A 13,051-nucleotide genomic window follows, 5' to 3' on the forward strand; every position below is an offset into this window, starting at 1 on the left:
AAGTGCGAGCAGCTAGACATCATCTCGATTTGGGCTGCGGTGCTAAGCCAAGAAATCCTTTTTCTTATGAAGTAGTGTGCGGCATTGATCTGGTTGCACATTCAATCCCGGAAGAGGGTGTGGAAATTAAAACAGCAAATCTGTCTATTGATCCCATTCCTTATCCGGATAGTACTTTTGATGCTGTTTCTGCATTTGATTTTATAGAGCATATTCCTCGGATTCTCAGTGGTGGCGTATATGGCACACGCTTCCCCTTTATTGAGTTAATGAATGAGATCTGGCGCGTGCTAAAGCATGATGGAATGTTTTATGCCTTAACCCCTGGGTATCCCAGCAAAGAGGCTTTTATCGATCCGACACATGTGAACTTCATTACTGACGGTACACATAGCTATTTCTGTGAGGGTCGCTGCTATGGCAAAAACTACGGATTTACCGGTATGTTCAAGGCCAGGCGTGTGGCTTGGGTCTATCCTAGATTGCATTACCATGCCAATGATGATTTTTCTACCAAATTTAAAACGATCTTCAGAAAATTAAAACTCAAACCGCAAACTCATATTTTATGGGAGTTGCAAGCGATTAAACATGATTAACCACCGCAAACACTTACCACTCTATCTGGCCTTCGCCCTGGCATTTGTTACCTGTATTCGCATCATCGTGATTCAGCATGGCTGGGTTACCAATGACTCCATTCTATACATAGAGATGGCCCGCCATTTTTCTATGGGCGACCCACATCCCTTTGAAGGTTACAGCTGGGGCTTTTACCCTGCGTTGATTGCTTGCTTGCACACGATCAGTGGGCTGGGGTTACAAGCCTCGGCAAATGTGTTGATCGTGTTTTTCTTTATGCTACTTGTATGGGGGCTGATGCGAATGGTCAGCATTGCCGGGGGTAATGACTGGACACAATTTTATGCAGTAGTGTTGTTATTGGGCTCCGGTTACATTGTGGGCAACATATTGCCTATGGCCAGCCGTGACCTAGGTTACTGGGCCATGATGGTACACGCTGTTAACCAACTCATTTTGTTCTATCAACAAGGGCGCTGGAAGCAAGTCATTTACTGGCAAATTTTTGCATTATTGGCCACGCTTTTCAGGATAGAAGGCGCTGTACAGTGGCTGGTGTTACCGCTTGCGGGCTTTTTTATTGCTCATCAGGCCTCTGGCAGGCTGAAAAAAATTGCTGCACCTTATTCCCTGCTTATCATTGGCAGTATGCTGGCGCCGGTTATTCTAATGTTTATGCACATCAGTCTGGAAGATCTTGGGCGGGTCAAAGAGCTATTTACCGGGTTTCAGGATATCAAGCTGAATGTCACCCAGCAGATTACACATCGCGTGGATGTGATGCGTGATGAGGTGATTGGCGAGCCGTTCCAGGAGTATGCCTGGTTTGCATTCCTGCTTGTCTATATTGCGATTCCGACATTGAAGTGTCTGGGAGTTGCTGGTTGGGGTCCGACCTTATTCGTTGCGGCTGAAAAACATACCATCAAAAAAAACATTCAGCCTGTGGCATATCAAGTGCTGTTGTTCTGGTTATTTGTGTCGTGGATCATCGGCTGTTTAATCACTTTCAAAGTCAACCTGCTGTCCGCCCGCTATGTGGCATTGTTTGGCTTTGTTTTGATTGTATTTTCAAGTTTTGCAGTGCAGAAATTATTACATCATCCAAAAACGAAAGTTACTCCTGTAAAAAGGTTGTTTTTAATCATAGCTGCGCTTATCGTATTGGCGGGGTTTGTAAATAACGTTAAACCTAAAGGTGCGGATTTTTATTATGAAATTGATGCGGTCAAATATGTGAAGTCCAGATTGCCGGACGGTCAGCAGGCACTCTATGCTTCTGCTAAGCAAAGGTTTTATGCAGATGTGCCTTATGATGGCAGAAGCGATTATGAATGGGATGATCTGTCAAAACGCATTGCTGACGGGCGTATCCAGCAATATGCTTATCTGGTGATTAAACTTGGCGACACGCCTGAAGAAAATGCCAAGTTAAAAGCGTTACATCAGCAACTGACTGGCTTTGAATTGGAAAAGACGTTTTACGGACATAAGAACCGAAAACAATTGCTAGTTTTTAAACGTGTCAGCTAGTGTGGAGGATGCAGCAGATATTGCTGCATTTTCTCTCTGAGCGTATTTATTTCAGATGCACTTAATTTTGCATGTTCAAAGTAGCTATCAAGCAATATTGCCCAGTTAGATAAGCCAAAAGGCGCATTGATCCTGGCATAGCGTGTCAAATGTCGAAAGCTGCGTAGCCTTGTCCTGAACCACAGTGACCACGGGTAAATCTTCATGTCAGCAATATCAATCAAGCCCATCTTGCCTTCGGTCGTGAGCACAATATTCCCCAAATGTAATGACCGGAAGTGAATGCCTTTTTTATGTAGCTCGGCAATAAAAGCGCCTAGCTGTACAACATGGTGTGTTTCTAATTGCTGCTGATCCAGCAAGGTTTTTAGTGTTTCGCCGGCCAAGGGTGCGTAATGAACAGCAAAAGTATGGCTTGAAGCCTCTAAATCTTCAGCCTTTTTATGCCCATTAACTGACTGTGGATAATCAAGCAGGCTGGCATTTTTTACTTCATAGCAATCGATCACTTTAACTGTAGGAATGCCTAATTTAACGAGCTTAAATGCGTTCTTTGAAAAGCGTTGCGCATAACCCTGAAAACGGGCCCAGCTAAAGCGGTGGCGCAGGCGAAACACTTTCAGGTAATCGCCGTTCGGCAACTGCACCACTTTAATCCCTCGCGGGTCACGCTCGATCACGCGAGCATCGTCCAGGTGTTGCGCTGTCAGGAGAGGGTAAGTCATGCTTTAATCGCTTGCGCGCTTAATGAAAGATGCTTTATTACCCGTGCCGGCGGTATTTGCTTTAAGCAATTAAGGTGTCCCAGTGGGCAAACACGTTCAAAGCACGGGCTGCAGGACAATCCCAGGTACTCAATGATTGCTTGTGGATGCATAGGTGGTGTATGGCTAGGGTCGGATGAGCCATAGATGGCGACCAGTTGTTTATCAAGCGCCGCTGCAACGTGCATGAGGCCAGAGTCATTACTGATGATGGTATGGCAGGCAGACATTAAATCAATCGCTTCACCCAGCTTGGTTTTACCGGCCAGGTCTACGCAGCGTTGTTGTGTTTGACTCTGAATTTCTGTCGTAACCGGCTTGTCTTTATCCGACCCAAACAGCCAGACTTGCCAGCCCTGATTTAACGCGGCGTTAGCCACTTCGGCATAATATTCAACCGGCCAACGCTTGGCTTCGCCGTATTCTGCCCCTGGACATAAGCCAAGTACAGGTTTGCCCGTAGATGTAATAGCATGCTGCTGCATTAATGTAGGAATGCTGTCACGGTTGGCATTCAATGCGGGCAACCGTAATTCAACGGGCAAATCAGTGTGCTTTGGGCGACCAAGTGCAACAAAACGCTCCACAGTTTTTTTTAGGATGGATTTGTCTAATGGGCGCATATCGTTAATCAGGCCATAACGCATTTCGCCTTTAAAACCGGTGCGGATCGGGATATTTGCTGCCCATGGCAGGATTGCTGATTTGAGGCTGTTAGTCAGCAAAATAGCCTGCGTATAACCCTTTTTTGAGAGTTGCTTGCCAAACCGGTAGCGCTCGCCAACGGCTAAATCACCATGCTTGAAGGGTAGCGCAATTGACTGCGACACTTCCGGCATTCTTTCCAGCAATGGTAAGGTCCAGGCAGGGGCAGCAACATCAATCTGGCAATCCGGCTGGTCAATTTTGAGTTGCTTGAACAGGCTTTGCGCCAGCACCATGTCACCCACCCATGATGGGCCCATCACCAGAATCTTGTTCATGCGTGCATTTTTTTAATCAGGTTGCTGGTACTGCGGCCTTCCACCAGATCAATCAGCGCGATTTCACCGCCCCACGACAGCACTTCCTGGCCGCCAACCACTTGATCAGCCGTGTAATCACTGCCTTTGGCGATCACATCCGGACGGATGGCATTAATCAAGTTGAGCGGCGTATCTTCGTCAAACAAGATCACGGCATCGACAGATTCCAGCGCCGCCAGAACCCGGGCACGGTCATTTTCATTCACTACAGGGCGGGTGGGGCCTTTAAGAGCAGACACCGAGCGGTCGGTATTCAGGCCAAGCACCAGCTTGTCACCGCGTTTTTTTGCACCTTCCAGGTAAGTCACATGGCCCGCATGCAATAAATCGAAGCAGCCATTGGTGAAAACGATTTTTTGGCTTTGCTGTTTCCAGGCAGAAACTTTTTGTAACAGTTCGGGTAACTCGCTGACTTTATGCGCCTGGGCACTACCTTGAGCACTTGCAATTGCATAAACCAGGTCAGCCTTGGTAATGGGTACCGTGCCCACTTGACCAACCACCACGCCGGCGGCAATGTTGGCCAGTGATAAGCTTTCCAGTGCCGACAAGCCATGTATCATGCCAGCGGCCAGTGTGGCAATCACTGTATCTCCAGCGCCGGAAACATCAAATACTTGTTTGGCGGTCGCGCTGAGATGTTCTATGCGCTCGGTGATGAGGCTAATGCCTTCTTCACCACGCGTGACGGCCAGAAAATCAAGGGATAAGCCGGCTTTTAAGGTACTCGCCTTTTCAATCAGAGCAGAATCATTGACCTGGGTATCACAAGCCTCGGCCGTTTCTTTCTTGTTAGGTGTAAGGGCAGTTGCGCCACGATATTTATGGTAATTGCGTCCCTTGGGGTCAACCAATACGGGAATTTTGTTTGCACGGCAATAATGAATCACATGCTGGCAAATATCTTCGGTCAGCAAACCTTTGGCATAGTCAGACAGAATGACCAGTGCTGGCTGCTGCTCAAGTGCAGCCTGGATGGCTTTGGTGACATGACTTACTTCACTGGCAGATAATTCATCTGTGATTTCCTGATCCAGTCGCATCATTTGTTGATGCCCACCCATAATGCGGCTTTTTGCAATGGTCGGCCGCGCTGCAGTTTTAATCATCGCTTGCGTATCTATGCCATGGCTCTGCATGGCATTTACTAAGAGCGAGGCTTCATTATCTTCGCCTATCAGGCCGATCATGCGCGTGTGTATACCCAGCAAAGCCAGGTTTGCCGCTACATTTGCGGCACCACCTGCACAATGTTGTTCGGATTTAATGAGTAACACCGGCACCGGCGCTTCTGGCGAAATGCGGTTTACTTCGCCGATTAGATAGCGATCCAGCATCACATCCCCAATCACCAGTACCTGTTGATTGTTTTCACCAAAGTGTTGAACAAGTGTTGCCAGGCTGGTATTCGTGTGCGTGCCAGCCATCAGGATTCCAGAATCTCGCACAGGCTGTGGCCGATGAAAATATGGGCTTCCTGTATGCGCGCAGTCACATTCGAGGGCACCACAATATTGTATCTGCAGAGCGCATTCAATTTGCCGCCACTACCGCCTGTTAAACCAACAGTGGTCGCGCCGATCTCATTGGCTGCTTCAATCGCTCGCACCACGTTAGCGCTGTTGCCGCTGGTGGTCAGGCCGATCAGTATATCTTCCGGGCGACATAAGGCCTCTACCTGCCGCGCAAAAATGTAATCGTAGCCGTAATCGTTGCCTACCGAGGTGAGGATTGAGGTGTCAGTGGTCAACGCAATCGAGGGCAAACCTTTGCGCTCTTTTTTAAAGCGGCCAACGATTTCAGCAGCAATATGCTGGCTATCGGCTGCACTACCGCCATTACCACACAGCAGGATTTTCCCACCCTGCTGAATACATTGACGCATCGCCAATCCCACTTCACTGATCAGCGGAAAGCTGGCTTTCAGTGCTTCAAACATGGTCATATGTGCCGCATGTTCGCCTTCCAGATATTCAATATAGCTCATGATACCGCCCTTAAGTAGGTGTATGTATACGCATCAAATGCGGGCAATTGAGTGAAATTACAACTAGGGAATAAAAGGCGCATGGTTAGCAATAGGGGTCGTCTTGCATTAAATATTGTTGCACATAATCTTTCACACCTTCTTCCAGGCTGGTGAAAGGTTTTTTGTAGCCGGCATGACGCAACTTCTGCATCTCTGCCTGTGTGAAATACTGGTATTTACCCTGTAAATCCTGTGGCATATCGATGTAGGTAATGTGGGGTTCACGCGCCATGCTGGTCATGACATTGGTTGCCAGATCTTTGAAGCTGCGCGCCTGGCCGGTGCCTATATTGTAAATGGCGCTGGTGGCCGGTTTTTGTTTCAGGGCAGCTTCCAGGAAAAACCCCAACACATCAGCGACATCTTTAACATAGACAAAATCGCGTAGCTGCATACCATCTTCAATACCTTCTTTAGTGCCTTTGAACAGGCGCATGGTACCGGTTTCGCTGAACTGATTAAAGGTATGGTAAGCAACACTAGCCATGCGTTCCTTGTGATATTCATTTGGACCATAGACGTTAAAGAACTTGAATCCTGCCCAGGCAGGCGGGGTGATCTGTTTTTGCGCCACCTGCTGTAGCACCCACTGGTCAAAAAAATGTTTGGAGTAACCATAGCCATTCAAAGGGCGCAGGTTCTCAATGCTGGCATCGTCGTAACCTTGCTGACCACCGCCATACGTTGCCGCAGAACTGGCATAAAAGAACGGTACTTCATATTCCGCACACCACGACCACAAGTCCTGCGAATAATGCATGTTATCAGCCACCAGCTTGTTAAAGTCACGCTCGGTGGTCGCGCTGATGGCACCCATATGAATCACTGCAGTGATGTCATCGTTATCTTCGAGGAAATCGAACAACTGGTCTTTGTCCAGGTATTCTGCATAGTGCCTGTGTACCAGATTTTGCCACTGGTTTTCATGCGTGATGCGGTCAACAATCACCAGGTCTTGTCTGCCTAGCTTGTTATTTAAATGCCAAGCCATGATAGAACCTATCATACCTGCGCCACCGGTGATAATGATCATATGAAGCGATTAAAACGTTAAAACGCGATTATAACGCGTAATGGGCGAGGGCTGGCATAGAATGGCGTGTTAACGCATCACACCGTTCTATGCCAAATCAAAGGGATGGAGAGCCTGCGTATAGCGCATAGTGGGACATTTATTTTTCAGCGCCCAGTGCTAAAGCCCGCGCTTTACTATCTTGCGCCTCTGCTTCTGCATTTACTGAGTCAAACTCGTCACTAACCCAGCCCTGCAAATGCTCCAGCGCAATATCACGCATGGCCTCAATCCACACCGCTTCGCTGTTAAGTGCCGGTATGTAGTGATAATCTCCGCCGCCAACAGACTGGAACAAGTGTTTGCCTTCCATGGCGATTTCCTCTAGGGTTTCCAGGCAATCGCTGCTGAAGCCGGGACAGACGACATCTATACGCTTGAGTTGTTGTTTACCTAAGGCATCCAGCGTATTGGCGAGATAGGGTTGCAGCCATTCCTGGCGGCCAAAGCGGGATTGAAAGGCGATTTGATATTGCTCTTTGCTTAAGCCTAAAGCCTCTGCCAGCAAGCGTGCCGTTTTGTGGCATTCGCAATGGTAGGGGTCGCCTTTAAGCAGATGGAATTTTGGCACACCGTGAAAGCTCATGACCAGTTTTTCCGGCTGGCCGTGTTGTTGCCAGTAGGCTTGGATATGGCTGGCAAGCGCTTGAATGTACAGCGGGTGATCGTGGTAGTGCTTGATAGTGCGGATAGCCGGCACATTGCGCATTTTGAGCAGTACTCGCCACACTGCATCCAGTGCGGCAGCCGTACTACTGGCGGCATATTGCGGGTATAGCGGAAAAACCAGGATACGGTCACAGCCTTGTGCCTTAAGGGATTCAATGGCGCTTTTCATGCTGGGGTTGCCATAGGTCATCCCCAGTTCGACAGCAAAAGGCGAATGTATTTTTTGGGTCAGGTAGCCTTGCAGCAGTTTTTTCTGTTGTTGCGCATACACCATCAGCGGTGAGCCTTGGTCTGTCCAGACACTGGCATATTTTTCTGCCGATTTTTTTGGGCGAATCACCAGAATGATGCAGTGTAAAATCCAGCACCAGATAAAGCGTGGGATTTCTACCACGCGCCTGTCCATCAGAAATTGCTGTAAATAAGGACGGAGGGCTTTGGCTGTAGGAGCTTCGGGCGTACCCAGATTGGCTAGAAGTATACCCACTTTTGGTTTACTGCCGTGGGTGTAAGCAGGTTCTGGCTGATAATAGGTCATATGCTTATTCTATGCGATTCAGGCTGTCAAAGGTAATAGCTTCAATGAATACAGTTGATTATTCAAAGATAATAAAAAATCCCCGCAGAAGCGGGGATTTAACTGAACTCAAAAACAGTGAGTTAGTTTAGGCACCAAGACTTTTTTTACGACCCATTAAGCCCATCAAGCCCAGACCCGCTAGAAATAAAGCATATGTTTCTGGTTCTGGTACTGCAGCAGCAGTGAATGTGGTGATAGTGCCATTGTAACCGGTGGTTGCACCAACACTAGTGCCAACGACATGCAGGAAAAAATTCCCGTACTGTGCGCTTTCAAGGTAGCCAAAAGATACTTTCGGAGTGCCATTTAAAACAGAACCGGTTGCAACAAGATTCTTATTGGCATCAAGTAGATTAAATGTTTCAAAGGTGAATGCGGTGCTACTGGAGCCTGAGATACTGGCTACGATATTCTGTAAGCCTTCCGTGTTAAATCTTATATAGTCATTGAAACTGGTATCACCAGAAAATGAACTGCTGAATTGATAGCCATCACCTGACAAAGTCGCATCATAAGTTGCGGCATACGCAGTATTCAAGACAGTGCTTAGCCCGAACGCGAGTAATAATAAAGACTTTTTCATACTTAAACTCCTAACAACGATTAAAAAACGGATCAATACAAAATATCTAGGCTATCCAATGCCCTTGCAAAAAGAAAAAAGCCATAGCCTGCAAATTCATGGATGGTTTGAATGTTTGGAGGACTCAAATCTAAGACTGAGTCCCTTGGGTATGTTTGTTTACTTTTTATTAATTTGATTACCAACTACACCACCCACTGCCGCGCCACCCACCGTGCCAATTGCACTACCGCCGGTAAGCACTGCGCCGCCCACTGCGCCTATGCCTGCACCAATAGCGGTACTTTTGCCACGTGAACTCATAGAACCACAGCCTGAAGTACCCAGTGCAATTACTAAAAATAAGGAACAAACTAATGGCTTTTTCATTTAACCACCTCATTGGACACAAATTGAAGATGGATGAATTATGAAAACTAATTTAACGGATGCTAAGAGGTATGGAACTGATTGTCCTGTCGGACGATTCAGACATTTGAGAAAAATTTGTAAAGTTATAAAAAACTATTGATTGGATAGCGCGTTCGAAAGAAGTTTAGCCGTGATATCGACAATAGGAATAATGCGTTCGTAAGCCATCCGTGTAGGGCCGATCACACCAAGTGTCCCGACGACCTGTCCATCCGCCTCATAGGGCGCAGTGATCAGGCTACATTCATCCAGAGGCAGGTAACCGCTTTCTCCTCCGATAAAAATCTGGATACCGTCGGCACGTTGACTGTGGTCCAGCAATTGCATGAGTGCCGTGCGGCGCTCAAAAATTTCAAACAGTTTACGCAGGCTGGTGACATTGGTAGAAAGCTCATCTACCTGCAATAAGTTGCGCTCGCCTGAAATGACTACAGTTTCTTTGGCGGATTGTTCAGGTTGACCAGCAGCATCCAGCGCGGCAGACATGAGCCGGTTAATATCGGCCTGCATCTGTTGTAGTTCTTGCTTTAACTTATGCTGCAATTCATCCAGTGTTAATCCCTGGCAATGACTATTGACATAATTGCTGGCCGCAATCAGTTCGCTGGCGCTAAATGCCTTCTCGGCCATCAAAATACGGTTTTGTACCTGACCATCCTCAGTAACTAATATCACCAGGATTTTCTTTTCACTCAGATGCAGGAATTCCATATGCTTGAGCACATTGCGAACGCGCTTGGGCGTCATGACCAGCCCGGCAAATTGCGTCAGTTGCGACAGCATATCTGCCGCACTACTTATCAGTTCCTGCTGGTTGGGGGAGGAAAGCCCGGTTTTGAGTTGCGCGACAGACTGGTTATCCAGCGGTTGTACAGTCATTAATGAGTCAACAAACAGCCGGTAACCCTTTTTGGTCGGGACTCTGCCTGAAGAAGTATGCGGACTGGCAATAAAACCCAGTTGTTCCAGGTCACTCATGACATTGCGGATAGTAGCAGGGCTGACATCCAGTCCGGAATGTTGCAACAAAGTGCGTGAACCTATCGGTTGACCGGCACTAATATAATGCTCGACCAGGGTTTTAAGTAAAATTTGCGCGCGTTTATCCAATTTTTACAGCCTTAATAACATAGGGGGATTTTGCCCGATTTATGCTCAGGATAACAGCCCCCTGTGCTTTTCAGTTCAGGGCTTCTGTGCTTTAATGCGCGCATGCTTCCTTACTTTCGCTCGGTTGCCATTGTCGGCAAATACATGGATGAGTCAGCACTGCAACACATGTGTGATGACTTGACGCGTTTGGTTCAGCATCTCTTGTCTCAGGAACTGCATGTCTGTGTAGAAGAACAAACCGCCCGTTATGTAAAATATGAAGGTTTTCAGCTGGCGAGCCTGGAAAATATCGGCAACAAAGCGGATTTGGTAGTGGTAATGGGCGGTGACGGCACGATGTTGAGTGTGGCGCGCTCACTACGCAAAACCAATGTACCTTTGATTGGTATCAACCGTGGCCGCCTGGGTTTCCTCACTGATTTGCAAACTGACAATATGCTGGGCGAAATTGATAAAATTCTGCAGGGGGAGTACCAGCTTGAGTCGCGCATGCTGCTGCAATCTGAGGTGTCGCGTGCAAATACCCAATTGCAACAGACCGTTGCGTTAAATGATGTCGTGATTAAAAGTGCATTTCGCCTGATCGAGCTGGAAGTGCATGTAGATGGAAAGTTTGTCTCGCGCCAACGGGCTGATGGCCTGATCCTGGCGACACCTACGGGCACCACTGCTTATGGGCTATCCGCAGGCGGGCCTATCATGCACCCCGACCTGCATGCGATTTCAATTGTGCCGATTAGTCCGCACACGCTCAGTAACCGGCCGATTACTGTCCCGGCGGATAGTGTAATTGAGGTGGTTATGGTGAATACCGGTGATGCACAGATCAGTTTCGATGGTCAAGGTCAGCATGCATTACTTGAAGGCGACCACATCCGTATCGCGCGTGCCGAGCAAGAAATCCAATTAGTACACCCTAAAACTTACTGTTACTTCGACATGTTGCGTAACAAACTAAATTGGGGCTAAAACCGGTCTTCTAAAATATATGTTACAAGCCCTTTCTATTCGTGATTTTGTGATTGTTGAGTCGCTGGAACTTGAGTTTTCGGCAGGCTACACCGCATTGACCGGGGAAACCGGTGCCGGTAAATCCATTCTGATTGATGCGCTTTCGCTCAGTTTGGGCGCCCGCAATGAAGGTGATGTCACCCGCAAAGGCCATGATAAAGCCGAAATCTCCACTACCTTTGGTATCTCTCACAATCAGGCAGCCCAAGACTGGCTTCAGGCGCAGGAAATCGAGCTCGACGATACGTTAGTGTTGCGACGCGTCATTTATGCTGACGGCCGCAGCCGTGCTTTTATTAATGGCGTGTCTGCCACAGTAGGGCAATTGCGGGATATTGGCGAAACCCTGATTGATATCTACAGCCAGAATGCCCACCACTCTTTACTGAAAGTGGCTACCCAGCGCGAGATTCTGGATGCGTATGCGCAGGCGACTCCGCTGGCAAAAGAGGTGAGTCAATTATTTAAAGCCTGGTCACAATTGCATCAGCAACAATTGACCTATGAAGAAAACGCCAGCCAGTTTGCCGATGAGTTAGCCGAACTGCGCGATAGCACTCGTGAACTCAAACAATTAGCATTCGCAGTTGAAGAATGGCAAACGCTGCAACAGGAGCATGTGCGCCTGAGTAATGGTGCCAGTTTGCTCAGTGGCATGGAAAGCTGTTTACAATGGATGAGTGAAGATGGCGAAGTGAATGCACTTGAGCTGCTTGCACAAGTGCAAGCCAAACTTAGCGAGCTGCAAGCGATGGATGCCGGTTTGCAGCCAATCGCGGAAATCCTGGATTCTTCCGTGATTCAGCTGGAGGAAGCCAGTCGTGAGCTTAACCGCCATTTGCAAAAAAGTGAACTTGATCCGGAAAAGTTAGCGGAAATCGAAGCGCGCATTCAGGATATTCACGGCGCAGCCCGCAAGTATCGCGTGAAACCGGAAGAGTTGCCTGAATTACTGGGTCAGCAATTGATTCGTATGCAAGAACTCGAAGGGTTTGCCGACGATGGTGCGTTAGCCAAGCAGGTGCAAAGCGCCTGGCAAGCATATCAGCAAGCCGCAGGACAACTTTCAACGCAACGCCAGCAAGCTGCCAAAAAACTGGCACAAACCATCACAGAAGAAATGCAAACGCTGTCACTCAAAGGCGGAAAATTCGCCATCTCGCTGATGCCAGGCGAGGCAGCCGCTTATGGCATGGAGCAAGTCGAGTTTCTGGTCGCCGGGCATGCCGGTGTCGAGCCAAGACCGTTGAATAAAGTAGCTTCGGGCGGTGAATTGTCGCGTATTAGTCTGGCTTTGCAAGTAACGACTGCCTCGTTAGGTAGCGTACCGTGCATGATTTTTGACGAGGTGGATGTCGGTATCGGTGGCGGGGTGGCTGAAGTGGTTGGGCGCCTACTCAATCAATTAGGCCAGCAACGGCAAGTGCTGGTGATTACCCATCTGGCGCAAGTTGCCGCGCAAGCGCAGCAACATTTGCAAGTGAGCAAGTCAGAACATAATGGTGCTACGCTGAGCCACATTCGAGGTTTGGCTGCCGATGAGCGTGTAGAGGAAATAGCCCGCATGATAGGTGGTTTACAGCTTACTGAAGCTACCCGTAATCATGCACGGGAAATGTTGAAGCTGGCTACGCATTAATGCCAGGCGCTGCTTGTGGTTTTTAATACTTAAGCTAGTT

General features: G+C 48.1%; 13 protein-coding genes. 4 read left to right on the top strand and 9 right to left on the bottom strand.

Annotation, left to right across the window (positions count from 1 at the left end):
• Positions 1–2: 2 nt before the first annotated feature.
• Both LPA26_RS01065 and LPA26_RS01070 read left to right on the top strand, forming a co-directional pair.
• Positions 3–599, top strand: coding sequence for a class I SAM-dependent methyltransferase (locus LPA26_RS01065; RefSeq protein ID WP_229007001.1), 597 nt, complete (start codon positions 3–5; stop codon positions 597–599).
• A complete protein-coding gene (locus tag LPA26_RS01070; protein WP_229007002.1) occupies positions 592–2,115 on the top strand; it encodes a hypothetical protein in 1,524 nt (507 codons plus the stop codon). The genes LPA26_RS01065 and LPA26_RS01070 overlap by 8 nt, the downstream gene beginning before the upstream one ends.
• Here the strand turns inward: LPA26_RS01070 and LPA26_RS01075 are convergent.
• The 9 genes from LPA26_RS01075 to hrcA all read right to left on the bottom strand — a co-directional run bounded on the left by LPA26_RS01075 (position 2,112) and on the right by hrcA (position 10,358).
• Positions 2,112–2,840, bottom strand: coding sequence for a hypothetical protein (locus LPA26_RS01075; protein ID WP_229007003.1), 729 nt, complete (start codon positions 2,838–2,840; stop codon positions 2,112–2,114). The two genes, LPA26_RS01070 and LPA26_RS01075, sit on opposite strands and share 4 nt — an antisense overlap.
• Positions 2,837–3,862: a lipopolysaccharide heptosyltransferase II gene (waaF, locus tag LPA26_RS01080; RefSeq protein ID WP_229007004.1), complete on the bottom strand. Its 1,026-nt coding sequence runs from the start codon at positions 3,860–3,862 to the stop codon at positions 2,837–2,839. The genes LPA26_RS01075 and waaF overlap by 4 nt, the downstream gene beginning before the upstream one ends.
• Positions 3,859–5,331, bottom strand: coding sequence for a D-glycero-beta-D-manno-heptose-7-phosphate kinase (rfaE1, locus tag LPA26_RS01085; RefSeq protein WP_229007005.1), 1,473 nt, complete (start codon positions 5,329–5,331; stop codon positions 3,859–3,861). Before rfaE1 ends, waaF begins: the two co-directional genes overlap by 4 nt.
• Entirely contained in the window at positions 5,331–5,891 is a 561-nt protein-coding gene (locus LPA26_RS01090; protein WP_229007006.1) for a D-sedoheptulose 7-phosphate isomerase, read from the bottom strand. The genes rfaE1 and LPA26_RS01090 overlap by 1 nt, the downstream gene beginning before the upstream one ends.
• An 85-nt stretch (positions 5,892–5,976) precedes the next feature.
• Complete coding sequence (gene rfaD / locus LPA26_RS01095; protein WP_229007007.1) at positions 5,977–6,966, bottom strand: ADP-glyceromanno-heptose 6-epimerase; 990 nt, start codon at positions 6,964–6,966, stop codon at positions 5,977–5,979.
• A 139-nt stretch (positions 6,967–7,105) separates the two neighbouring features.
• Positions 7,106–8,212: a ferrochelatase gene (gene hemH / locus LPA26_RS01100; protein ID WP_229007008.1), complete on the bottom strand. Its 1,107-nt coding sequence runs from the start codon at positions 8,210–8,212 to the stop codon at positions 7,106–7,108.
• Between the two features lie 127 nt (positions 8,213–8,339).
• Complete coding sequence (locus LPA26_RS01105; RefSeq protein WP_229007009.1) at positions 8,340–8,837, bottom strand: FxDxF family PEP-CTERM protein; 498 nt, start codon at positions 8,835–8,837, stop codon at positions 8,340–8,342.
• Positions 8,838–8,996: 159 nt separating this feature from the next.
• Positions 8,997–9,206: a glycine zipper 2TM domain-containing protein gene (locus LPA26_RS01110; protein WP_055829604.1), complete on the bottom strand. Its 210-nt coding sequence runs from the start codon at positions 9,204–9,206 to the stop codon at positions 8,997–8,999.
• Between the two features lie 135 nt (positions 9,207–9,341).
• Positions 9,342–10,358, bottom strand: a complete 1,017-nt coding sequence (gene hrcA, locus LPA26_RS01115; RefSeq protein ID WP_229007010.1) for a heat-inducible transcriptional repressor HrcA — start codon at positions 10,356–10,358, stop codon at positions 9,342–9,344.
• 102 nt (positions 10,359–10,460) lie between these two features.
• On the opposite strand from hrcA, the gene LPA26_RS01120 reads away from it, so the two are divergent.
• Both LPA26_RS01120 and recN read left to right on the top strand, forming a co-directional pair.
• Complete coding sequence (locus LPA26_RS01120) at positions 10,461–11,330, top strand: NAD(+) kinase (RefSeq protein WP_082488073.1); 870 nt, start codon at positions 10,461–10,463, stop codon at positions 11,328–11,330.
• Positions 11,331–11,349: 19 nt separating this feature from the next.
• On the top strand, positions 11,350–13,011 hold the full coding sequence (gene recN / locus LPA26_RS01125; RefSeq protein ID WP_229007011.1) for a DNA repair protein RecN: 1,662 nt from the start codon (positions 11,350–11,352) through the stop codon (positions 13,009–13,011).
• Positions 13,012–13,051 lie beyond the last annotated feature (40 nt).

This window comes from Methylophilus sp. Leaf408 (genome assembly GCF_916856905.1).
Taxonomy (GTDB): domain Bacteria; phylum Pseudomonadota; class Gammaproteobacteria; order Burkholderiales; family Methylophilaceae; genus Methylophilus.

Bases quoted from the DNA above. Each gene is read 5' to 3' on its own strand.
- LPA26_RS01110 (WP_055829604.1), bottom strand. From the start codon at position 9,206: ATGAAAAAGCCATTAGTTTGTTCCTTATTTTTAGTAATTGCACTGGGT.
- rfaD (WP_229007007.1), bottom strand. From the start codon at position 6,966: ATGATCATTATCACCGGTGGCGCAGGTATGATAGGTTCTATCATGGCT.
- LPA26_RS01090 (WP_229007006.1), bottom strand. From the start codon at position 5,891: ATGAGCTATATTGAATATCTGGAAGGCGAACATGCGGCACATATGACC.
- LPA26_RS01070 (WP_229007002.1), top strand. From the start codon at position 592: ATGATTAACCACCGCAAACACTTACCACTCTATCTGGCCTTCGCCCTG.
- LPA26_RS01075 (WP_229007003.1), bottom strand. From the start codon at position 2,840: ATGACTTACCCTCTCCTGACAGCGCAACACCTGGACGATGCTCGCGTG.
- recN (WP_229007011.1), top strand. From the start codon at position 11,350: ATGTTACAAGCCCTTTCTATTCGTGATTTTGTGATTGTTGAGTCGCTG.
- hemH (WP_229007008.1), bottom strand. From the start codon at position 8,212: ATGACCTATTATCAGCCAGAACCTGCTTACACCCACGGCAGTAAACCA.
- LPA26_RS01105 (WP_229007009.1), bottom strand. From the start codon at position 8,837: ATGAAAAAGTCTTTATTATTACTCGCGTTCGGGCTAAGCACTGTCTTG.
- rfaE1 (WP_229007005.1), bottom strand. From the start codon at position 5,331: ATGGCTGGCACGCACACGAATACCAGCCTGGCAACACTTGTTCAACAC.
- LPA26_RS01120 (WP_082488073.1), top strand. From the start codon at position 10,461: ATGCTTCCTTACTTTCGCTCGGTTGCCATTGTCGGCAAATACATGGAT.
- waaF (WP_229007004.1), bottom strand. From the start codon at position 3,862: ATGAACAAGATTCTGGTGATGGGCCCATCATGGGTGGGTGACATGGTG.